The sequence below is a fragment of the Streptomyces sp. NRRL S-350 genome, assembly GCF_000719705.1.
Lineage (GTDB): Bacteria > Actinomycetota > Actinomycetes > Streptomycetales > Streptomycetaceae > Kitasatospora.
Genome location: NZ_JOHO01000010.1, coordinates 103,426 through 125,774 on the forward strand (window position 1 = coordinate 103,426; position 22,349 = coordinate 125,774).

A 22,349-nucleotide genomic window follows, 5' to 3' on the forward strand; every position below is an offset into this window, starting at 1 on the left:
GGAGCGCTCCCATTTCGAGTCTGGAGCGCCCGGGGCGGAGTGTCAACACGCATGCACGGGTTGGAACCCCTCCCCGGTCGGAGCGCCCGGGCCGGGACCTCGCCGCCCACCTCGTGATCGCCGGGGAGCCGGACCGGGAGCTCCGGGCCCGACCTGCGGAACGCGCAGGTCGCCGTGCCGATGCCGGCGGGCTCAGCCCGAGGCCCGGACGACCAGTCGGGTGGGGAGCACCTCGGACTCGCCGAGTGCGGGGTTGCGCAGCAGCAGGTTCATGGCGCGGGAGCCGAGGTCCTCCACCGGCTGGCGGACGGTGGTCAGCCCCGGACGGCACCGCGCCGCGACGGGGGAGTCGTCGAAGCCGATCAGCGCGACGTCCTCGGGCACCCGCAGGCCGTGTCGCCGCAGGGTCCTGAGGGCTCCCGCGGCCATCTGGTCGGAGGCGGCGAACACCGCGTTGACCTCGGGACGCTGGTCCAGCAGCCGCTGCATCGCGTGCTCACCGGAGACGCTGCTGAAGTCGCCGTACGCCACGACTGGCCGTGCCCCGGCCATCGCGGCCACCGCCTGGTGGTAGCCGGCGAGTCGGTCCGCGCCGGCGGAGGTGTCCGGCGGCCCGGCGATGGTGGCCACCGACCGGCGTCCGGACTCGCACAGCCGCCGCACCGCCTCCCGGGCGCCGGTGAGGTTGTCCGCGTCGACGAACGCCACCGTGCCCGGCTCCGGCGGCCGGCCGAGCGAGACCACGGGCACCCTGGCCGCGTGCAGCAGCCGGGCGAGCGCGCCGTCCCCCCAGGGGCCGACCAGCAGCACGCCGTCGACGTGGCCGCCGCACAGGTAGCGCACCAGCGGCGGCCGCCGGGAGTGCCTGGGCACCGTGAAGACGGCCAACTCCCGCTCCCCGCCCGGCAGGGAGCGCCGCAGCCCGGCCAGCAGCCGGGCGGGGAAGGCGTCCGCGTGGTACTGCAGGGGGTCCGTGAAGACGACGACGGCCACCACGCCGGTCTCGCGCGCTCTGGGCGCCCGGCGGCGGACGTACGCCAACTCGCGGGCCGCCCGTTCCACCCGGGCCGCCACCTCGGTGGAGACCCGGGCGGAACGGTTGAGCACCCGGGAGGCCGTCGCCGTGGAGACGCCGGCGTGGCGGGCGACCTCGGCCAGCGTCGGAGCGGGGCCGTTGCTGCGATCGGGCTGGGGCATGGGGCCGTCCTGGATCGGTCCGCGGCACGGGAGCTACACCCTCGGACCCGTCAGCCGCGCCGGGCCACCACCTCTGCCAGCTTGGTCCGTTGAACGATCAGCGTCAAGGGATCGGACGCGACCGCTCGGACGGCACCGGCCGCTCTCGGGCCACCGGCCGCTCAGGCGGCATCCGAGGCTCCCGCTCGGACGGCACCGGCCGCTCCGTCACGCGGGGTCGGGCAGTGCGCCGTGGCGGATCACCTCCGCATACCACCGGGCGCTGTCCTTGGCGGTCCGGGTCTGGGTGTCGTAGTCCACGTGGTACAGGCCGAACCGCTTGCCGTAGCCGTACGCCCACTCGAAGTTGTCCATCAGCGACCAGAGGAAGTAGCCCCGCACGTCGGCGCCGGCGGCGATCGCCTGCCGGACGGCGTCAAGGTGCTCGCGCAGGTAGTCGATGCGCTGGGGGTCGTGCACCCTGCCCTCGTCCGTCAGGACGTCTTCGAACGCCGCGCCGTTCTCGGTGACCATCAGCGGCAGCCCGGGGTGCTCGCGGTGGAGGCGCAGCAGCATGTCGGAGAGGCCGGTGGGGTCGATCGGCCAGCCCATGGCGGTGCGCGGGCCGGGTGCGCGGTGGAAGAGCACGTCGGCGCAGCCGGCGAAGGGCGACTGGGCGCCGTCGCCGTGGCCGGCGTCGCGGGCTGCGGCGGCGGAGTCCGGGGCCTGCCCGTCCGGCAGGGCGGAGACCACCGTCGGGGAGTAGTAGTTGACGCCGAGCAGGTCGATCGGCCGGGCGATCGTCGCGAGGTCGCCGTCGTGGACCAGCGTCGGCCAGTCGACCAGGTGTGCCGTGTCGGCGAGCAGGTCCTCGGGGTAACTCCCGTTCAGCATCGGGCCGGTGAAGACGCGGTTGCCCACCGCGTCGATCCGGCGGGCGGCCTCGCGGTCCGCCGCGGACCCGGTGAGCGGCCGCACCTCGTGCAGGTTGAGCGACACGGCGATCCGGGCGTCCCGGGGCAGCGCCGCGCGCAGCACCTCGACGGCGCGGCCGTGGCCGAGGTTGAGGTGGTGGGCGGCGCGCAGGGCGGCCGCCCAGTCGGTGCGGCCGGGGGCGTGCACCCCGGAGCCGTAGCCGAGGAAGGCCGAGCACCAGGGCTCGTTGAGGGTGGTCCAGATGCCCACGCGGTCCCCGAGGGCTTCCGCCACCAGCGCGACGTAGTCGGCGAACCGGCCCGCGGTGTCACGGGCCGGCCAGCCCCCGATGTCCTCCAGGTCCTGGGGCAGGTCCCAGTGGTAGAGGGTGACGGCGGGCTCGATGCCGTGTTCGAGCAGTTCGTCCACCAGGCGCCGGTAGAAGTCCAGGCCCCGTTCGACGGCCGGTCCGCGTCCGGTCGGCTGCACCCGGGACCAGGACACCGAGAACCGGTAGGCGCCGAGGCCGAGTTCGGACATCAGCCGGACGTCCTGGGAGTAGCGGCGGTAGTGGTCGGTGGCGCGGTCGCCGGTGTCGCCGCCGGCCGTCCGCCCCGGGGTGCGGCTGAAGGTGTCCCAGATCGAGGGCGTCCGGCCGTCCACGTCGACGGCTCCCTCGATCTGGTACGCCGCCGTCGCGGCCCCCCAGAGGAAGCCGGCGGGGAAGGCGGAAACGGCGGTGTCGGCTGGGGCCGACTGGGTCCGTGCGGCAGTCATGGATGGCTGCTCCACTTCCGGTAGGAGAAGAATCGGTAGGAGAATCGACTCGACATCAGTTCTTGACGGCGCCGGCGGTGATGCCGCCGACGACCTGCCGGCCCAGCAGGGCGAACACCAGCAGCAGCGGTGCGGTCCCGAGCAGCGAGCCGGTGAGGATGACGGCCTGGTCGGAGTCGTACGAGCCGCCGCCGAGGCCGGCCAGCGCGACCTGGACGGTGGGATTGCTCTGGCTCAGCGCGATCAGCGGCCAGAAGAAGTCGTTCCAGGACTGCACGAAGACCAGCATGCCGAGCACGGCCATCCCGGGCCGGGCGATCGGCAGCACCACGCTCCACAGGATCCGCAGGCTGCTCGCGCCGTCCATCCGGGCCGCCTCGACCAGTTCGATCGGCAACGCCTCCGACAGGAACTGCCGCATGAAGAACACGCCGAACGCGGCCACCAGATTGGGCAGGATCACCGACTGCAGCTGGTCGGTCCAGTGCAGTTTCGCCATGATCTGGTACAGCGGGATGACGCTGAGCTGGGCGGGCACGGTCATGGTCGCCACCACCAGGCTCAGCAGGGCGCTGCGGCCCCGGAACGGCAGTTTGGCGAAGGCGAAGCCGGCCAGCGTGGCGAACAGCACCGTGCTGGCGGTCACGCAGCTCGCCACCACCACCGAGTTGAGCAGGGCCTGGCCCATGTGGACCTGGTTCCAGGCGATGTCGAGGTTGTGCCACAGGTTCCCGCCGGGCAGCAGCGGCGGCGGGGTCTCGGCGATCCGGGTGCCGGAGGTCGAGGCGCCGACCAGCGTCCAGTAGAGGGGGAAGAGGGAGAGCACGGCGACGAGGATCAGCACCGCGTAGGTGAACGGTCCGGCTCCGGTGAGGCCGCGCGCTCCCGCGCGCCGTCCCAGGTTGACGGCCATTGGTCTCAACTCCCGTTCCGGGCGCGACGGATGCGGGCCAGGGCGAGGTTGAGCGCGCCGATGGCCAGCAGGATCAGCAGCATCGTCCAGGCCACGGCGGCGGCCCGGCCGAGGTGGAAGGCGTACCAGCCCTGGTCGTACAGGTACAGCCCGAGGGTCTGGTACTGGTGGGCCGAGCCGCCGCTGTGGCCGGTCGCTCCGCCGCCGAACAGCAGCGGTTCGCCGAAGAGTTGGGTGGCCCCGATGCTGGAGACCACGACGGTGAACAGGATGGTTGGCCGGATGGACGGCACCGTGACGTGCCGGAACTGCTGCCAGCGGTTGGCGCCGTCGAGCGCCGCCGCCTCGTACAGGTCGTGCGGGACGGTCTGCATCGCGGCGAGGTAGATCAGGGCGTTGTAGCCGGTCCAGCGCCAGGTGACGATCGTGGAGATGGCGATCTGGGAGCTCCAGGTGCCGCCCTCCCAGTCGACGGGGCCCAGGCCCAGTTGGCCGAGCAGCCAGTTGATCATCCCGTAGTCCCGCCCGAACAGCAGCGTGAACACCAGGGTCGCCGCCGCGATCGAGGTCGCGTAGGGCGCGAGCATCGCGATCCGGAAGAAGCCCCGGCCGCGCAGCCGGTAGTTGAGCAGGTGCGCCAGACCGAGCGCCATCAGCAGTTGCGGCACGGTGGACAGCAGGCCGATGGTGAGGGTGTTGCGCAGGGCGTTCCAGAACAGGTCGTCGTGGAGCAGCCGGGTGTAGTTGTCGAAGCCGCGCCACTGCATCTGGTCGGACGCCTGGAGGTCGACGCTGTGCAGTGACACCCAGCCCGTGTAGACCAGCGGGAACAGGCCGAACGCCAGGAAGCAGACGAAGAACGGCGCGACGTACAGGTACGGCGAGGCTTTGAGGTCCCACCGGTAGAGCCGGGCGCGCCAGGGGCGGGGCGGCGGGGGAGCGGGGCGTGGTGTGCCGAGGGTGGTGGCCGGGACGGCCTCGTCGAGCATGGGGGCGACCTCTCTGGTGAACGGGGCTGTCCCGGCGGGACCGGGGGTTGCCGGGCGCGGGGCCGGGGCGGGCGGGCGGCCGGGGGCCGGGCCCGTCAGTCGCTCACCTTGTCGTCGATCTCCTTGACGGCATCGCTCCACGCCTTGGCGGGGTCGCTCTGGTGCTGCTCGATGCTGAGCAGGGCGCCGTTGGTGAGGCTGTCCTTGACCAGGCCGTCCCACTCGCCGATCACGGTCGGCTGGATGGACTGCGCGGTGGCGGCGTAGATCTGGCCGGTGGGCGTGTCGCCGAAGAAGTCGAGCTTGGCGGTCTGCACCTCCGGCTGGCTCAGCGCCTTGACGTTGGAGGGCAGGTTGCCGACCGTGGTGAAGACCTTGGCCTGCTGGGCGGGCGCGGTGAGCCAGGCGGCGAGCGCCGTGGCCTCCTTCTGGTGCTTGCCGGCCTTGGGCACGGTGAGGAAGGAGCCGCCCCAGTTGCCGGCGGCCGGGGCGGTGGCGATGTCCCACTTGCCCTTGTTGGCGCTCCCGGACTTGTCGGCGACGATGGCCGTCATCCAGGACGGGCAGGCGACCGTGGCGAACTTGGAGTTGGCGAACGCCTGGTACCACGGCGTGTCGAACTGCTTGAGGCCGGCGCTGATCCCGGCCTGGACCGCACCGGTCGCCAGGCTCCAGGCGGTCTTGACCGTGGGGCTGTTCTTGTAGTCCAGCTGGCCGCTGCTGTTGTCGTACTGCGTGGTGCTGGAGGCGACCACGGCGTTGAACAGGCCGCCGGCGGAGTCGGTGAAGAAGGTGCCGGCGGGTGCCTTGGCCTGGTACTGCTTGCCGGTGTCGACGAACTTGGCCCAGTCGCCCTGCCAGAGCTTGGCCACCTGGTCGCGGTCGGTGGGCAGGCCGGCCTGCTGGAACAGGTCCTTGCGGTAGCAGATCGCCATCGGGCCGATGTCGGTGCCGAGGCCGATGGTGTGTCCGTCCGACGTGGTGGCCTGCTGCGACTTCCACGGCAGGAACGCGCCCTTGTCGACGCCGTCCGCCTTGCCGAGGTCGACGAACCGGCTCGCCTGCTTCTTCACCACCTGGGCGATGCGTCCGACCTCGACCGCCTGGATGTCGTCCAGGCCGCTGCCGGAGGCGAGGTGGGTCTGCAGGGCGGGGTAGTAGTCGGTCTCCTGCTGGACGGTGTGCTCCACGATGGTGACGCCGGGGTGCTCCTTCATGTACGCGTCGAACAGGCCGGCCTCCTTGTAGCCGAAGGTGCCGTAGTCGCCGACGGTCAGGGTGACCTTGTCGCCGGAGGCCGCGGCGCCGGCCGAGCCGGAGCCCGAGCTGTCGCAGGCGGCCACCAGGAGGGCACACAGGGCGACGGCCGCGGCGCTGAGCAGCGGCTTGCGTACGGGCAGGGCGGCGGCTGCTCTGCCGCCGGAGGTGGTGCCGGGGGTCCTCATGGCCGAATCTCCTTGTCCAGGCTGGTGCATGGCTGTGCCGCGCAGGGGGCGGCAGGTGGTGCTCGGAACTGGGTGGAAACTGCGTGGGAGCGCTCCCACCGCGATGTGGGAAGATTGCTTCGCCGCGCGAGGCGTGTCAAGGGCGTGCATCGGCTCCGTTACCGGAACGTGTCGTCCGACCGCCCTCGCCGCGGCCGCCGCCGTCCGCGTCCACCGTCCGCCGGGAGTACGATCATGAGCCGAGCCGCGCAGCAGCAACCCGCTGCCCGCCCCACCCTGGAGGCGGTGGCAGCGCGGGCCGGAGTGGGCCGGGGCACGGTGTCCCGGGTCGTCAACGGCTCGCCCAAGGTGAGCGCCAAGGCCCGGGTGGCGGTCGAGCAGGCCATCGCTGAACTCGGCTACGTCCCCAACCAGGCGGCGCGCTCCCTGGTGACCTCCCGGACCGACGCGGTCGCGCTGGTCATCCCCGAGAACGTCGCCAAACTGAGCTCCGAGCCGTACTTCGCCGACATCATCACCGGCGTCTCCGCCGAACTCGCCGGATCCGACCTGCAGCTGCTGCTGGTGCTGGTCCGCGACGAACACGAGCGGGAGCGGCTGACCCGCTACCTCACCGCCCGCCGGGTGGACGGTGTCCTGCTGGTCTCGGTGCACCAGGACGACCCGCTCCCCGAACTGCTGGAGCGGCTCGAGCTGCCGGCCGTGCTCGGCGGCCGCCGCTCGGCGCAGGAACCGCTGAGCTACGTGCACGCCGACAACGCGGGGGGCGCCCGGGCGGCCGTCCGGCACCTGCTGGCCCGGGGCAGAACGGCCATCGGGACCGTCACCGGGCCGCTCGACATGGAGGGCGCCGCGGAGCGACTGGCCGGCTACTGGCAGGCGCTCGCCGAGGCCGGGGTGCCGGCCGACGAGGGGCTCGTCACCCACGGGGACTTCACCGAGCGCGGCGGACGCGAGGGCATGCGGGAGCTGCTCGCCCGCCGGCCCGGCCTGGACGCGGTGTTCTGCGCGTCGGACCTGATGGCGGCGGGTGCGCTACAGGCGCTGCGCGAAGCCGGCCGACGGGTGCCGCAGGACGTCGCCCTGGTCGGGTTCGACGACTCCGTGGTGGCCCGGCACACCGAGCCGCCGCTCACGAGTGTCCGCCAACCGACCGAGGAGATGGGCCGGTTGATGGTCCAGCAGCTGCTCAAGGAGATCGCCCAGCCGGGGCGGGTCCGCCGGCAGATGGTCCTGCCGACGGAGCTGGTGGTGAGGGAGTCGGCGTGACTGCGGGCCGGTCGGCGGGCCGGCACCGGGACGGCGTGACTGCGGGCCGGTCGGCGGGCCGGCACCGGGACGGCCGGGCGGCGGCGGGGTGGCCCGTGGGCGGTGGTCGTTGCCGCCGCCGAACTCCCCGGCGCGGGCCGGTCGTTCCGTCGAGAGCCGACTGGAAGCGCTTCCAGTAATGGCAGGGAAGCGCCGCTTCCTGTCAAGCCGGGCACCGTGAGGCCCCGTCAACTTCCGCGGGAGCGCTCCCAGTCGGCGCTGTAACTTACACGCCGGCGCGCCGAACGGCCCACCGGCCCGGGACCGGGCTCCGCGCTGGTCGCCGCCGTGGTCCGGCCCCGGCGGGCCGGTCGGTCGGCACCGGCGAGCCCTGCGGACGCTTCCCAAGCCGGGCACGCCGCCTCACGATCGCACGCAACACCTCCGTCCGCCGCGCACGCCCACCCGCGCGGCGGTCCCCACCCATCTGGAGGACGCGCATGCGACACGAATCCCCGCGGGCCAGGGGCAATCGGCTCACCATCACCGCGACGGCCACCGCGCTCGCCCTGATCGGCGCGACGGCCGGCGCCCTCACGGCGCCCTCCGCGGCGGCGGCCACCGGGCTGTCCTGCGGCGTGACCTACGCCGTCAACGACTGGGGCAGCGGCTTCACCGCCGGCATCACCATCACCGACACCGGCACCACCGCCATCAACGGCTGGACCCTCGGCTACACCTACAGCGGCAACCAGACCCTCCAGAACGGCTGGAACGGCACCTGGACCCAGACCGGGCGGACCGTCACCGTCACCAACCCCGGCTACGCCCCCACCATCAACCCCGGCGCCGGCTACACCACCAGCGCCAACTTCGCCTACAGCGGCACCAACACCGCCCCCACCGGCTTCACCGTCAACGGCACCCCGTGCCGGGGGGCCAACCAGGCCCCGACCGTCTCGCTCACCTCCCCGGCCGCCGGGCAGACCTTCACCCCGGGCTCCACCGTGAAGCTGTCCGCCGACGCGGCCGACGCCGACGGCACCGTGTCGAAGGTCGACTTCTACGCCTCGACCTCGGCCGGCACCAACACCCTGATCGGCACCGCCACCACCGCGCCGTACACCGCCGACTGGGCGAAGGTGCCGGCGGGCGACTACTCGGTCACCGCCGTGGCCACCGACGACGCCGGCGCCACCACGACCTCCAGCCCGGTCGCGATCAAGGTGGCCGGGGCGAGCGTCCTGGTCAGCCCGGCCACCCTCGCCGTCCAGCAGGGCGGCACCGGCACCTTCACCGTCGCGCTGTCCCAGGCGCCGACCGCCGACACCACCGTCACGGTGGCCCGTTCGGGCAGCGACACGGACCTGAGCGTCAAGAGCGGCGCCACCCTCACCTTCACCGCCGCCGACTGGAACGTCCCGCAGACCGTCACCGTCGCGGCCGGCACCGACGCCGCCCAGGTCGGCGGCACCGCCACCTTCACCGCCTCCGCGACCGGCTTCGGCGCCGGCGCCGTCACGGTGACCGAGGCGGCGAAGTCGTCGGGCTACGACCAGTACTTCCTGGACCTCTACAGCAAGATCAAGAACCCGGCGAACGGGTACTTCAGCCCGCAGGGCATCCCGTACCACTCGGTCGAGACCCTGATCGTGGAGGCCCCCGACTACGGCCACGAGACGACCTCCGAGACCTACAGCTACTGGCTGTGGCTGGAGGCCGACTACGGGCGGGTCACCGGCGACTGGACGGGCTTCAACAACGCCTGGACCAACCTGGAGACGTACCTGATCCCCAGCCACGCCCAGCAGCCCGGCCAGAGCACCTACAACCCGGCCAAGCCCGGCCAGTACGCCCCCGAGAAGGCCCAACCCGACCAGTACCCCACCAAGTTGAACGGCAGCGTGCCGGTCGGCACCGACCCGCTCTCCGCCGAGCTGAACAGCGCCTACGGCAGCCCGGACATCTACTCCCCGGCCTGGCTGCTGGACGCCGACAACAAGTACGGCTTCGGTCAGTGCGAGGACGGCACCAGCAAGCCCAGCCTGATCAACACCTTCCAGCGCGGCCCGGAGGAGTCCGTCTGGGAGACCGTGCCGCAGCCCGACTGCGACCTGCTCAAGTACGGCAACAGCAGCTCCGGCTTCCTCAGCCTGTTCAACGACGGCGGCGGCTCCTTCAGCAAGCAGTACAAGTACACCGACGCGCCCGACGCCGACGCCCGGCTGGTCCAGGCCGCCTACTGGGCCGAGCAGTTCGCCAAGGCGCAGGGCAAGAGCGCGGCCATCACCGCGACCCTCGCCAAGGCCTCGAAGCTCGGCGACTACCTGCGCTACTCGCTCTACGACAAGTACTTCAAGCAGGCGGGCAACTGCCTCGGCGCCGCCACCTGCCCCGGCGGCACCTCCAAGGCGAACGAGCAACTCGGCCTGATGACCTGGTACTTCGCCTGGGGCGGGGCGGCCGACGGCGGCTGGTCCTGGCGGATCTCCGGCTCCGCCGCCCACCAGGGCTACCAGAACCCGATGGCCGCCTGGGCGCTCGCCAACGACCCCGGACTCAAACCGCTCTCGCCGAGCGGTGCCACCGACTGGGCGGGCAGCCTGGACAAGCAGCTCCAGTTCTTCCAGTGGCTGCAGTCCACCGAGGGCGGCATCTCCGGCGGCGCCACCAACAGCTGGGGCGGGAACTACGGCGACGACGCGCCACCGCCGGCGGGCGACCCGACCTTCTACGGCCTGTACTACGACTGGCAGCCCGAGTACCACGACCCCGCCTCCAACCAGTGGTTCGGGTTCCAGACCTGGTCGATGGAGCGGTTCGCCGAGTACTACTACACCACCGGTGACACCCGGGCGAAGGCCATCCTCGACAAGTGGATCCCGTGGGCGATGTCCGTCTCCCGGGCCGACCCGGCCACCGGCACCCTGACCACCCCCGACAAGCTCTCCTGGACCGGCGCCCCCGACACCTGGAACGCCACCAGCCCCGGAGGCAACGCCGGCCTGCACGTCACCGCGAGCGGCGCCGCCACCGACGTCGGCGTGGCCGGCTCGCTCGCCAAGACCCTCGCCTACTACGCGGCCAAGTCCGGCAGCAGCACCGCCCAGAAGTTCGCCCAGAACATCCTGGACACCCTGCACGCCAAGTACACCGACAGCCGGGGCTACTCGGCCGCCGAGACCCGCACCGACTACAGCCGCTTCACCCAGCCGTACTCGCCGACCACCCACCAGGGCCTGTACGTCCCGCCCGGCTGGACCGGCAGCTACCCCGACGGCAGCCGGATCAGCTCGGCGAGCACCTTCCTGTCCATCCGGCCCTGGTACACCAGCGACCCGCAGTGGTCCAAGGTGCAGACCTACCTCGACGGCGGCGCCGCGCCGACCTTCAACTACCACCGCTTCTGGGCGGAGGCGGACATCGCCACCGCCTTCGACACCTTCGCCCAGCTGTTCCCGACGGTGAACCCGGGCAGCTGAGCGGCCCACCGACGCCGACCGGGCGGGGGAACGGATCCCCCGCCCGGCCGGCGTCGCGGAACTGCGCCTCACGGAGGACGCGCTACGGCATGCGCGCCGCGGACGGCGCCCTGCGGCATGCGCGCTGCGGACGGCGCGCTACGGAAGGCGCCAGGAGACGTCGGCGACCTCCAGCTCCGCCGTGCCGTCCGTGTAGAGCATGAACGGCACGTCGACGTGCCGCAGGTCCGTACCGACCGCGGCCAGCTCGGTCAGCGGGACGGAGACGGTGGTCCAGTCCGTCGGCCCGGCCGCGCGCAGCCGCTCCGTCAGGTCGACGCCCGGCTGGGCCGGGAAGTCGTCGTGGCAGGCCAGGTAGAGCGGGGCGGAGGGCGGCTGCAGGACCCGCACGGCGAACCGTACGTGCGCCCCGCCCTCCAGGTACCCGCGCAGGTCGGCGGGGCGTCCGGTCGGGGATTCGGCGTACACGAAGGCCGGGTTGCCCTTGAAGCGCAGCCGCAGGGCGGTCCCGTCCGGGGTGGGGAACGGCGTGGCGTGGACGATCAGGCAGTCCATCGGCTTGTCGAGGCTGACGTCCTCCCGGGACCACGTGTTGTGGCCGCCGACCCGGAGGCGGTAGGCCGTGCCCTCCGCGTCGAGCACGCGCAGCGGCCCGCCGACCCGCGGCGCCGGGGGCGCCGGCGCCGGAGTGTGCAGCGGCAGCGGCTCGCCGACCGGGGCCGGGTCGTGCAGCGACAGGCCGTAGCCCACCGGGAACAGCGGGGTGTGGCTGCCCTCCGGCGCCGTCTCCTCCGCCGGTACGCGGTAGTCCGGCAGGTGCGCGGGGACGGCGTTGACGGCGCTGGCGTCGCGCGTCCTCGGCCAGGAGGAGGGCAGCCGCCCCTGGAAGTCGTGGGCGGGCGCACCGTCCTCGGCCGCGAACAGCACGTCCGTCACCCCGCCGGCGTACGGGCCCGGCAACCAGGCGACCACGAAGGCGTCCGAGAGGTTGATCTCCTCCGTGCAGTACAGCGGACGGCCGGTGAAGAGGACGGTGACCGTGGGCACGCCCGCCGCGCGCAGCCGCCGCAGCAGCTCCAGGTCCCGCGCGTAGCTCCGCTTGAGGTCGGCGTAGCCCATCGAGCGCCAGGGCCTGACGGTGCCGCGCATCTCCGCGTAGGCGTCCTCGCCGATGCAGACGACCGCGACGTCGTACTCCCCGGGGGCGGTGGGGGCGGGTGCCGGGTCCACCGTGCAGTCGGCCGCGCCGACGACCGCGCGGACCGCGTCGGCCATGGTGGCGCCGCCGGGCAGGTCGGCGCGGTCCAGGTCGTCGCCCTGCCAGGTGAGGGTCCAGCCGCCGCACTGCTTGCCCAGGTCGTCGGCCGCGCTGCCGGTGACGAGCACCCGTCCGGCCCGGGGCAGGGGCAGCAGCCCCGGGGTGTGCTTGAGCAGCACCAGGGACTTGCGGGTCGCCTCGCGGGCCAGTGCCCGGTGCTCCGGCGAGCCGATCACCGCCGGGGCACCCGGGACGGTCAGCGACCGCTGGGACGGCCGGGGCTTCTCCCACAGGCCGGCGCGCAGCTTGACCCGCAGGACGCGGGAGACGGCGTCGTCGATCCGCTCCTGCGGGATGACGCCGGCCCGGACCTGCGCCACGGCCGTGCGGTGGACGCTCTGCCAGGCCTCCCGGCCCGCCACCATGAGCACGTCGAGGCCCGCGTTGATCGCGTACCCGGCGTCCCCGGCGGAGCAGCGCGAGACCTCGGCGTGCGCGTCCCAGTCGCTGATCACGATGCCGTCGAAGCCCACGGCGTTCTTGAGCACGTCGGTGATCAGGTACCGGCTGCCGTGCACCTTGTGGTTGTAGGGCTCGCCGCGGTCCGGCGTGTGGTCGTAGTTGGCCGGGTGCTCCCAGCTGCTGAAGGAGACCATCACGCTCTGCGCCCCGGCCCGGATGCCGGCCAGGAAGCCCTGGGCGTGGATGTCGCGCAGGACCTGTTCCGAGCACCGCGCGGTGCCCCGGTCGCGTCCGTCCGCCGTGCCGCCGTCGGCGATCCAGTGCTTGAGCGTCGCCAGGACCCGCTGGTCGGTGCGGAGGGCGGCGAGATCGCCCTGCAGGCCCTCGATCATGGCCTGGCCGTAGGCGTGGCCCAGCGCCGGGTCCTCCCCGTAGCCCTCGTAGTAGCGGCCCCAGCGGCGGTCGCGCGGGTTGGTGACGGTGGGGGCGAAGATCCAGTCCATCCCGGTGGCGGCGACCTCGCGGGCCGTGGCGGTGCCGATCCGGCGGATCAGGTCGGGGTCGCCGGCCGCGCCGAGGCCGATGTTGTGCGGGAAGACCGTGGCGCCGTGGACGTTGTTGTGGCCGTGGACGGCGTCGGTGGCCCACATGAACGGGATCCGGAAGGGCCGGTCCTGCCAGGTCTGCTCCGCGGCGGTCCAGAAGTGGTCCACCAGCTCCACCCAGTCCCGGACGGTGGCGTGGCGGCGGCCGTGCGGCCAGATCCCGGCTCCGTTGAGGGCCGACCCGATCTTGTACTCGCGGATGTCCTCGGCGGTGAGCTGGGCGAGCTCGGGCTGGACGAGCTGCCCGACCTTCTCCTCGAGCGTCAGCTGGGCCAGGATCGAGGCGACCTGCTGCTCGACCAGGGGGTCGGGTGCGATCGCGGAGGCCACCCGGGGCCAGGCCGTCAGCGGCGCGAGCGCGGGCAGCGGGGTGCGTCCGGTGGACGGCAGGGGCTCTGACACTGTGTCACTCCGTTTCCGGCCGGGCGGGCGCCGGCTCGCTGATCCAGAACTCCTCGACGGCGGAGGCGAGTACGCGTTCCTGGAACGGCTCCGGCACGACCGGGCGGGTCTGGCCGGGGGCGAAGAGCTCGACCTGGGTGCGGTGTTCGCGGAAGGCGGCCCGCTTGAGCGGCAGCTGCTCGGTGATGTCGACGGTGACGAGTCGCTCGGCCGCGCCGGCGCCGTCGGCGGGCGGGTTCCGGTTGACGAAGGCGAACTCCTGCTCCGTCCGCTCGTCCCAGACCACGTAGCGGTAGACGGTCGGTGTGAGGTCCAGCTCCGCGAGGCAGCCGAGCACGGTCTCGCCGGTCAGCCGGTGGTCGGCGTTGAGTTCCCGCACCTCGTGCGGGAGGTAGATCTCGGCGACGCCCGGGTGGACGCGGAGCAGTTCCAGGACCCTGTCGTGGAACGGCTTGAGGTGGTCGGCGAGCCGGGTGTCCGGGAAGTCCAGGAAGTGCACGGCGTCCTCCGGCAGTCCGAGCGCCCGCGCGGCCGCCCGGGCCTCCTGGCGGCGGATGACCCGCAGCTCGGCCGGGGTGGGGTCGCTGTGGATGCCGAGCACCGCGGAGTGCGACATGGCGCCGTCGGTGGCGAAGACCACCCGCACGCCGGTGCCCTCGGAGACCAGCCGGGCGATGGTGCCGCCGCAGGCGATCACCTCGTCGTCGGGATGCGGTGCGAAGACCAGCACGCTGCCGCGGGAACGCCGGGTGCGCAGGTGCCATTCGGTCCACGTGCCGAGGAGCGGCGGAGTCATCGGCTGCTCCCCTCGGTGACGGCCTGCGCGACGGCCCGCCCGGCGACGCGCCCGGCGGGCTGCTCGGCGGGCGGGCCCGGTTCGGCGGCCCGGTCGATCGCGCGGGTGACCGTGCCGAAGAGGTCGGTGACAGCTCCCTCGGCGAGCCCGCGGGAACGCAGGATGTCCTCGATCTCCTCGAAGTGGTGGTCGGGGACGAGCCTGGCCACCGGAGTGTCGAACTTGTCTGCGAAGTAGCGGTAGTTGGCGGCCGCCGCCGCCATGTTGTCCTGGTAGCTCTTGGGGTGGGGCACGTGCAGCGAGGCGGCGTCGCGGCTCAGCTCGAACCGGGCGCCCGCCTGGTGCAGCCGGTAGCCGAGGTCGACGTCCTCGGCTCCCCAGGAGCGGTACGCCTCGTCGAACCCGCCGACCTCGCGCAGTTGGGCCGTGTTCGCGGACACGTGGCACGTCCACCACATGAGCCAGGGCGCGGTGAGTACGCCGAGCTCCTCGCCGTACCGCTCGTAGTAGGTCTCCCGGAGGTCCAACCAGCGGCGCTGTTCGCCGAACCGGCGTATGGAGGCGTCCGGGTCGGCGAAGTCGATCTCCTGGAGGATCCGTTCGCCGTCCTCGTTGCCCTCGTTGAAGCAGTGGACGTAGCCCTGGACGGCGACCGGGCCGTCGGCCCGGCGGTGCGCGGCGAGGTGTGCGGCCAGCGCCCCGGAGTGCAGGACGACGCCGGAGTCCACGAAGACGCAGATCCCGCTGCGGGCGTTGTCGATGCCGACGTTGCGGGCCTTGGCGACCCGGTAGCCTTCGTCCTCCTGGAAGAAGTAGTGGGCGTCGAGCCGGTCGTGGTAGCCGGCCACGACCTCGGCCGTGTCGTCGGCGGAGCCGTCGTCGACGACGATCACCTCGAAGGCCTCGCCCGGGGCGAGGCGTTGGCGGGCCAGTGAGTCCAGGGTGTGCCGGAGCAGCTCCGAGCGGTTGTAGGTGGGCACGATCACCGTGCAGGCGGGCAGCGCGGTCATGCGGCGTTCCCTTCGGGGATCTCGGTCGGTGCGGAGGTGCGCGGGCTGCCGGGTGCGAAGACCAGCAGGCCGGCGAGGGCGGTGAGGCCGGCGCACACCCAGAAGACCTGCCCGTAGCCCGTCCAGGTCGCGACCGTGCCGACCACCAGGCCGCCGAGGAACATGCCGGTCTTGAAGGCACTCGCGTAGAGCGAGGAGGCGGTGCCGGGGCGCCCGGGCAGGGAGTCCTGGAGCATCACGACCGGGATGTTCATCACGACCGCCGTCCAGAACGCGTTGGGCAGTTGGAGGAGCAGCAGCAGCGTGCGGCTGTGGACCAGCGGCAGGGCCGCGAAGAAGAGCGTGGCGCAGACGGTGGCCAGCAGCAGCAGCCTGGTCTTGCCGATCCGGTCGGCCCAGACGCCGACCCCGATCATCAGCGGGATCTCCAGCACCGCGCTCAGCCCGAGCAGGAGGCCGGCGAAGGCGGTGCTCAGGTGGAGCTCCGAGGTGACGCGCAGGGAGAGGTCGATCTGGTACATCATGTTGGCGCCCAGCAGCAGCACGATCGCCGCGAGCAGCCGCGCGGTGTGCGCGCCGAGCCCGGCGAAGAGTCCGCGCAGCCCGGGAGCGGTGTCGGCGGACGGGTCGTCCGGGGCCGGCCGGGGGAGCCGGGGCAGGCCCCAGCGGCAGATCGCCGCGGCGAGCAGCGACAGGCCGGCCGCGCTCGCGTAGAGCACCGTGAAGGACCAGCGGGCGACCAGCCAGAAGGCGACCGGCGGCCCGATCACCCAGGCGAGCGACGTGATCGAGCGCTGGAAGCCGTTGAAGAACGGTGCGTCGACCTGCCTCGCCTCGGCCAGCTCCCGGGTGTAGGCGAAGAGTTGGCCGAAGCAGGCGCCCCCGAGGCCGAAGCACACCATGCCGGCCGGCAGCAGCAGGTAGTAGTCGCGGAACACGGAGTAGCAGAGCGCCCCGACGGCGTTGCAGAGCGCGGTCAGCACCAGCACCGTACGGCGGTCGCGCAGCCGGTCGGAGACGACGCCCATGGCCAGGTCGGTGCCGATCTCCCCGACCGACCTGACGGCGAAGAACAGGCCGATCATCAGCGGGGTGGCGTGGACGGCGTCCGCCAGGAAGAGGCTGACGGTCGGGATCACGAACGCGCCGGCCAGCCCGACCACGCCGTTCGCGGCGATCAGGCTCTGGACCGACCGGTCGGCGAGCAGGCGCCACCGGCTGACGGCGGGCACCGGGGCGACGGGCACGGCGCTCTCGACGGGTTCCGCGGTCATGCCGTCGCCTCCTCGGGCCCGCCGGTGCGCTGCCGGTACGGCAGCCAGGGGGCCAGCTCGCGCCCGGCCGGGACGCGGGCGGCCGCGGCCAGGTCGTCCGGGCCGATCACCGCCCCGGCGAGCAGGCGTTCGCGGGTGTGCGCCGGGAGGGCGGCCAGGATGCGGTGCCGTACGCCGGCCAGGTCCAGCCGGTCGTCGAGCGCGGCCGGGATCGGCGTGGCCCGGCCGGGCTCCAGGTTTCCGGGGGCGACCTGGCTGGAGACGACCGTCCAGTACGCGGCGAAGTCGACGGCCGGGTCCGGCAGGCTGCCGCTGAGCAGGCCCAGCCGGATGGTCTCCAGCCAGCAGTCGAGGTAGCGGCGGTCCTGGAGGGCGCCCATGTGGCGGCTGCACCAGTCGGCGCGGGCGTCGGCGTCGGGCAGGGCCGCCTTCCCGGTGATGACGGCGATCGCCCAGCCGGCCACGGCTTCGAAGTACGGGCAGGCGGTGCCGAACGCCTCGGTGTCCACCGGGGTGTTGACCACGGCGAGGGTCGGGTCGTGGCGCCAGAAGTGGTGCTCGTACAGGTCCTCGCGGCGCAGTCCGTCGATGAAGCCGTAGTCGGGCATCTCGTAGCCGAGGCACAGCACCACGGCGTCGTACTCGCGGCGGGAGCCGTCGGCGAACTCCACCGAGCCGTCCTCGGCGAACCGCTCGAAGGCCGGCGCCGGGTGCACGTCCCCGGCGTGGACCCGGGGGACGATCCGGTCGTTGACGTGGACCGCGCCGTGGAAGCCCTCCTCGGGCAGCAGGCCGGTGGCCCGGTACATCGCCATGTACTCGGGGAGGTGCTCCGTGAGCCAGTCGAGGTAGACCGCGTACGGCACCTCCTCGACGGCGACGCGTCCCGCGTACGAGAAGAGCGCGTCGTTGTAGAGGTCTCCGACGAGGCGCGGCAGGAAGAGCTGGTGGCGGCGCACCGACCAGTCCACGTGCGCGGCGGCGCCGCCGAGGTCGGCGGCGATGTCGGCGCCGCTGACACCGCCGCCGACGACCAGCACCCGCCGGCCGGTGAACTCCGCGGGGCCGCGGTACTCGGGGGCGGTCAGGATCCGCACGGGCGCTGTCGGGGCCGGCAGGCGGGCGGGCAGCCGGGGCTGCCAGAGCTCGCCGTTGGCGACCAGGACGGCGTCGGCCGTCCCGGTGTGCTCCCGGCCGTCGGCCGTGCGGGTGGTGACCTGCCAGCAGCCGTCCGTCCTGGCGACCCGGACGACCTCGGTGCCGAGCTCGACGGCATCGAGGAGGCCGTACCGGGCGGCGTAGGAGCGCAGGTAGTCCTGGACCTCGTGCTGGGTGGGGAAGTCGGTGGTGAACCCGGGCGGGTGGTCGCTGAACGGCATGCTCATGCGGGAGCTCTGCATGCGCACACCCGCGTAGGCGCCGCCGCCCGAGGGGTTCCAGATGCCGCCGAGGTCGTCGCGCTTCTCGTAGCAGACGACGTCGAGGCCGGCGGAGCGGGCCTGCCGCACGCAGGTGAGCCCTGCGGGGCCGGCTCCGATCACGACTGTTCGCATGGAGTCTCCAGGCTCATGGTCGGGTTCACGGGCGCGTTCACGGGCTCGTTCACGGGAGCGTTCGTGGGAGCGTTCACGGGCGGGCGCACGGTCGGGCTCGGCACGGGATCCGACCGGCCGTCAGATGAACGGGTCGAAGTCGTCGCACAGCTCCGCCTCCGGCCTGCTCGGCAGGATGGCGATCTCCTGGTTGGAGGGGTGTCGCGCGCAGACGAACCGGCAGTCCCGGCTGGGGTCGATGACGCCGGTGTCGGCGGCCGACCACATCTCGGCGAAGGTCGACTGCTGGATGTCGCCGATCCGGCCCTTGGGGTTGCCCCGGTGGTACGGGCAGACGTAGACGCCGGTCGGCGTGACGGTGGTGCGCAACTCGGCGACGGCGCACCGGTGGTAGTCCTTCTCCTCGACGGAGTCGGTGCTGCTCCGCACGGACTGCCAGTTGGAGGAGTGCAGGACGTGGAAGCCGTCGTCCTCCAGCTCGCGCAGCCGGGCTATCTGCTCCTCGACGGCCGCGATGTCCTCGGCGCGCTGGTTGACCGTGTAGTGGTCCTCGTCGAGCATCGCCTTGACCTCGAAGTAGTCGCAGCCGATCTCCTTGGCGAGCACGCCGGCCCGGTACACCTCGGCGTAGTTGGAGTCGGTGACCCGGCCCGCCTCGTCGAAGCGCTGCATCAGCAGGAACGAGTAGCCGAGCCGGCCGGACTTGCGGGCGGCCAGCGTCCGCATGTTGTCGATGACCTGGGGGAACGCGCTGCGCTTGCCCCGGCTGGGGCGGAACTTGGCGTAGGTGTCGGCGGTGCCGGCGTCGATCGAGACCCGCACCCAGGAGAGCATGTCGGCGAGCTGGTCGAGGTAGCGGTGGATCTGGGTGCCGTTGGTGACGAGGCCGAGCTTGATCCCGGCCTCGTGCAGCACCTCGATGATCCGGCCGGCGGAGCGGTGCATCAGCGGCTCGCCCCCGCCGATCAGGATCACGGCGAGGACCTTGGAGTCGGCGAGTTCGTGGGCGAGGCGCAGGATGCGGTCCTGGCCGATCTGCCCGTGGTGCAGGACCTGGGAGGAGATGCACTCCGGGCAGGCCAGGTCGCAGACGGTGGTCGGGTCGAGGTCGACGACGAGGGGGGAGGCGAGGCGCCGCCCCTGTGCGACGTCGAGGACGGCGGGGTGGACGGAACGCTGGTAGAGCTTGCCGACGAGGTCGAGATTGCGCTCGACGAACTGGGTGCCGACGGCGTCACCCAGCTGAGTACGTGGCTCGTCCATGCGGACTTCATCTCCTGTCCGGCGCAGATTTGGGAGCGCTCCCACGCAAAGGTTGCAAGAGCCCCGTGTCGAAGTGGAAGCGTTTCCGTGAAACTAGCCCGGCTCGGTGCGCCGAGTCAACGGACATCGGCGGCGGGCTGCCGGGCGGTGAACCACGGTTGAGGACCTGTCAAATCGACCAGCGAACAGGCTGGTTGCCGGTCGTCCGAGAGGGCATGGAGAGGCCGGACGGCACCCGGGCCCCGGGCGCCGTCCGGCTTTGCCGTCCTCCCCTCGGCGGCCTCCCCGGGCCGCGCGCCGTCAGTCCAGTCCGCCCCGGCGGATCACCTCGGAGTACCAGCGGGCGCTGGCCTTCGGCGTGCGCACCAGGGTGTCGTAGTCGACGTGGACGATGCCGAAGCGCTTGTCGTAGCCGTACGCCCACTCGAAGTTGTCGAGCAGGGACCACAGGAAGTAGCCCCGGACGTCCGCGCCGCCGGCGATCGCGTCGGCGACCGCGCCCAGGTGGGCCCGGAGGTAGGCGGTCCGCTCGGGGTCGTGCACGGTGCCGTCGGGCGAGACGGTGTCCTCGAAGGCGGCGCCGTTCTCGCTGACCATCAGCGGCAGGCCGAACTCGCGGTGCATCGCGAGCAGCGCGTCGGACAGCCCGGTCGGGTCGATCGGCCAGCCCATGGCGGTGAGGTCGTCGTTGGCGAGGTGGAAGGCGACGTCGTCGGCGCCCGGCCAGGGGGAGGACTGGCCGCCGCCGTGCCCGTCCTGGCGGGGGAGGCGTCCGGCGTCCGCCGGGGCGGAGACGACGGTCGGGTTGTAGTAGTTGAGGCCGAGCAGGTCGATCGGACGGGAGATCTCGGCGAGGTCGCCGTCGTGGACGAGGCCGTCCCAGTCGACCAGGTGCGCGGTGTCCTCCAGGAGGTCCTCGTCGTACCGGCCCTTGAGCATCGGGCCGGTGAAGACCCGGTTGCCGACGGCGTCGATCCGGCGGGCCGCCGCCAGGTCCTCCGGGCGCTCGCTGAGCGGCCGGACGACGTGCAGGTTGAGCGAGACGGCCACCTGGGCGGCGGACGGCAGCGCGGCGCGCAGGGCGCCGACGGCCAGGCCGTGGCCGAGGTTGAGGTGGTGGGCGGCGCGCAGGGCGTCGGCCGGATCGGTGCGGCCCGGGGCGTGGACGCCGGCGCCGTAGCCGAGGAAGGCGCTGCACCAGGGCTCGTTGAGGGTGGTCCAGGTGGACACCCGGTCGCCGAGCGCCTCGGCGACGAGCGTCGCGTAGTCGGCGAAGCGGTAGGCGGTCTGCCGGGCCGGCCAGCCGCCCCCGGCGGGGCCGCCGTCCGACGGGGTCTCCAACTCCTGCGGCAAGTCCCAGTGGTAGAGCGTGGCGACCGGGGTGATGCCGTGGGCGAGCAGTTCGTCGGTGAGCCGGCGGTAGAAGTCGAGGCCCTGCTGGGCGGCCGGGCCGCGTCCGGTGGGCTGGACGCGGGGCCAGGCGATGGAGAAGCGGTAGGAGGTCAGGCCGAGGTCGGCCATCAGCCGGACGTCCTCGCGGAAGCGGTGGTAGTGGTCGAGCGCGGTGTCTCCGGTGTCGCCGTTGGCGACCTTGCCGGGGGTGTGGCTGAAGATGTCCCAGATCGAGGGGGCGCGGCCGTCCTCCGCGACGGCGCCCTCGATCTGGTAGGCGGCGGTGGCCGTCCCCCAGGCGAAGGCCGGCGGGAAGGCGCGTCGGGCGGTGCGGATGTCCGGTGAGGCCACGGTCATGACAGGGGTACTCCAATGGTGTGTGGTGGTCGTCGGGTGCCGGCCGGGGGCCGGTCACCCTTTCAGTGCGCCCTGGGTGATGCCGCCGACGATCTGGCGGCCGAAGACGGTGAAGACCAGGAGCAGCGGCACGGTGCCGACGAGCGCGCCGGCCGTGATGACGGACCAGTCGGTGGACCAGCCGGTGCCGAGCCCGGCGAGGGCGACCTGGACCGTGGGGTTGACGGCGCCGTTCATCGCGATGACGGGCCACAGGAAGTCGTTCCAGGACTGGACGAAGGTGAGCATGCCCAGTACGGCCATGGCGGGCCGGGCGACGGGCAGGACGACGTGCCAGACGACGCGCAGCGAGTTCGCCCCGTCGATCCGGGCCGCCTCCAGCAGTTCGGTGGGCAGGGCCTGGGTGAGGTACTGGCGCATGAAGAACACGCCGAAGGCGGTCACCAGGGTGGGCAGGATGAGCGCGCCGAGCTGGTTGCCGAGCCCCAGGTGCCGCATCAGGATGAACAGCGGCACGATGCTGACCTGGGCGGGCACGGCCATGGTGGCGACGACCAGGGCGAGCATCGGGCCGCGGCCGCGGAAGCGCAGCTTGGCGAACGCGAAGCCGGCCAGGACGGAGAACGCCACCGTGCTGACCGCGACGGTGCCGGCGACCAGGGTCGAGTTGAGCAGCGCGACGCCCATGCCGCGCGCCCCGGCGTTGTGCCACACGTAGCCGATGTTGTGGAACAGGTTCGAGCCGGGCACGAGCGGCGGGGGTGTGGAGACCACCCGGTGGCTGTCGGTCGACGCCGCCACGAGGGTCCAGTACAGCGGGAACAGCGAGGCCAGGGCGGCCAGGACCAGCGTCGCCAGGGCGAACGGACCGGCCCGGTGCTGGCCGCCCGCGCCGGGGGAGCGCAGCCGGTTCCGGCGCCCGGTGCCGGCCCGGCCGGCGGTCGGCTCCGCCGGCCGGGCCGCCGGGGCGGCGGGGGAGGCGGGAGCGGGGGAGCCGGGGGAGTCGGCGGAGGTGGTGGTCATGTCGGCGTC

15 protein-coding genes are annotated in these 22,349 nt (G+C 72.8%); 2 read left to right on the top strand and 13 right to left on the bottom strand.

Annotated elements, in window-relative coordinates:
* Positions 1-192: 192 nt before the first annotated feature.
* From IF30_RS0112220 to IF30_RS0112240, 5 genes are all read right to left on the bottom strand, one after another.
* Positions 193-1,197, bottom strand: a complete 1,005-nt coding sequence (locus IF30_RS0112220) for a LacI family DNA-binding transcriptional regulator (protein WP_030236169.1) — start codon at positions 1,195-1,197, stop codon at positions 193-195.
* Positions 1,198-1,404: 207 nt separating this feature from the next.
* A complete protein-coding gene (locus tag IF30_RS0112225; protein WP_030236172.1) occupies positions 1,405-2,868 on the bottom strand; it encodes a glycoside hydrolase family 1 protein in 1,464 nt (487 codons plus the stop codon).
* Between the two features lie 55 nt (positions 2,869-2,923).
* Complete coding sequence (locus IF30_RS0112230) at positions 2,924-3,781, bottom strand: carbohydrate ABC transporter permease (RefSeq protein ID WP_030236173.1); 858 nt, start codon at positions 3,779-3,781, stop codon at positions 2,924-2,926.
* 5 nt (positions 3,782-3,786) lie between these two features.
* A complete protein-coding gene (locus IF30_RS0112235) occupies positions 3,787-4,770 on the bottom strand; it encodes a carbohydrate ABC transporter permease (RefSeq protein ID WP_051709990.1) in 984 nt (327 codons plus the stop codon).
* A gap of 95 nt (positions 4,771-4,865) precedes the next feature.
* A complete protein-coding gene (locus tag IF30_RS0112240; protein WP_030236179.1) occupies positions 4,866-6,215 on the bottom strand; it encodes an ABC transporter substrate-binding protein in 1,350 nt (449 codons plus the stop codon).
* Between the two features lie 234 nt (positions 6,216-6,449).
* Here IF30_RS0112240 and IF30_RS0112245 point away from each other — a divergent pair, with 234 nt between their 5' ends.
* Together IF30_RS0112245 and IF30_RS0112250 are read left to right on the top strand one after the other, a co-directional pair.
* The gene (locus IF30_RS0112245) at positions 6,450-7,484 is read left to right on the top strand and encodes a LacI family DNA-binding transcriptional regulator (protein WP_030236182.1); all 1,035 of its coding nucleotides are present in this window, start codon (positions 6,450-6,452) and stop codon (positions 7,482-7,484) included.
* Between the two features lie 479 nt (positions 7,485-7,963).
* On the top strand, positions 7,964-10,945 hold the full coding sequence (locus tag IF30_RS0112250; RefSeq protein ID WP_030236185.1) for a glycoside hydrolase family 48 protein: 2,982 nt from the start codon (positions 7,964-7,966) through the stop codon (positions 10,943-10,945).
* 138 nt (positions 10,946-11,083) lie between these two features.
* Here the strand turns inward: IF30_RS0112250 and IF30_RS0112255 are convergent, their stop codons facing one another.
* The 8 genes from IF30_RS0112255 to IF30_RS0112290 all read right to left on the bottom strand — a co-directional run bounded on the left by IF30_RS0112255 (position 11,084) and on the right by IF30_RS0112290 (position 22,340).
* The gene (locus IF30_RS0112255; RefSeq protein WP_051709993.1) at positions 11,084-13,672 is read right to left on the bottom strand and encodes a glycoside hydrolase family 3 protein; all 2,589 of its coding nucleotides are present in this window, start codon (positions 13,670-13,672) and stop codon (positions 11,084-11,086) included.
* A gap of 4 nt (positions 13,673-13,676) precedes the next feature.
* Positions 13,677-14,468, bottom strand: coding sequence for a PIG-L deacetylase family protein (locus IF30_RS43440; protein ID WP_030236190.1), 792 nt, complete (start codon positions 14,466-14,468; stop codon positions 13,677-13,679).
* The gene (locus IF30_RS0112265; RefSeq protein ID WP_063752603.1) at positions 14,465-15,478 is read right to left on the bottom strand and encodes a glycosyltransferase; all 1,014 of its coding nucleotides are present in this window, start codon (positions 15,476-15,478) and stop codon (positions 14,465-14,467) included. Before IF30_RS0112265 ends, IF30_RS43440 begins: the two co-directional genes overlap by 4 nt.
* Complete coding sequence (locus tag IF30_RS0112270; protein ID WP_051709994.1) at positions 15,475-16,752, bottom strand: sugar efflux transporter; 1,278 nt, start codon at positions 16,750-16,752, stop codon at positions 15,475-15,477. The genes IF30_RS0112265 and IF30_RS0112270 overlap by 4 nt, the downstream gene beginning before the upstream one ends.
* Positions 16,749-18,305: a flavin-containing monooxygenase gene (locus IF30_RS0112275; RefSeq protein ID WP_078891339.1), complete on the bottom strand. Its 1,557-nt coding sequence runs from the start codon at positions 18,303-18,305 to the stop codon at positions 16,749-16,751. The genes IF30_RS0112270 and IF30_RS0112275 overlap by 4 nt, the downstream gene beginning before the upstream one ends.
* A gap of 120 nt (positions 18,306-18,425) precedes the next feature.
* Positions 18,426-19,568 carry a radical SAM protein gene (locus IF30_RS0112280; protein WP_051710004.1) on the bottom strand — a complete coding sequence of 381 codons (1,143 nt, stop codon included), beginning with the start codon at positions 19,566-19,568 and terminating at the stop codon, positions 18,426-18,428.
* A gap of 300 nt (positions 19,569-19,868) precedes the next feature.
* The gene (locus IF30_RS0112285) at positions 19,869-21,317 is read right to left on the bottom strand and encodes a GH1 family beta-glucosidase (protein ID WP_030236203.1); all 1,449 of its coding nucleotides are present in this window, start codon (positions 21,315-21,317) and stop codon (positions 19,869-19,871) included.
* Between the two features lie 54 nt (positions 21,318-21,371).
* Entirely contained in the window at positions 21,372-22,340 is a 969-nt protein-coding gene (locus IF30_RS0112290; protein WP_030236206.1) for a carbohydrate ABC transporter permease, read from the bottom strand.
* Positions 22,341-22,349: the final 9 nt, after the last annotated feature.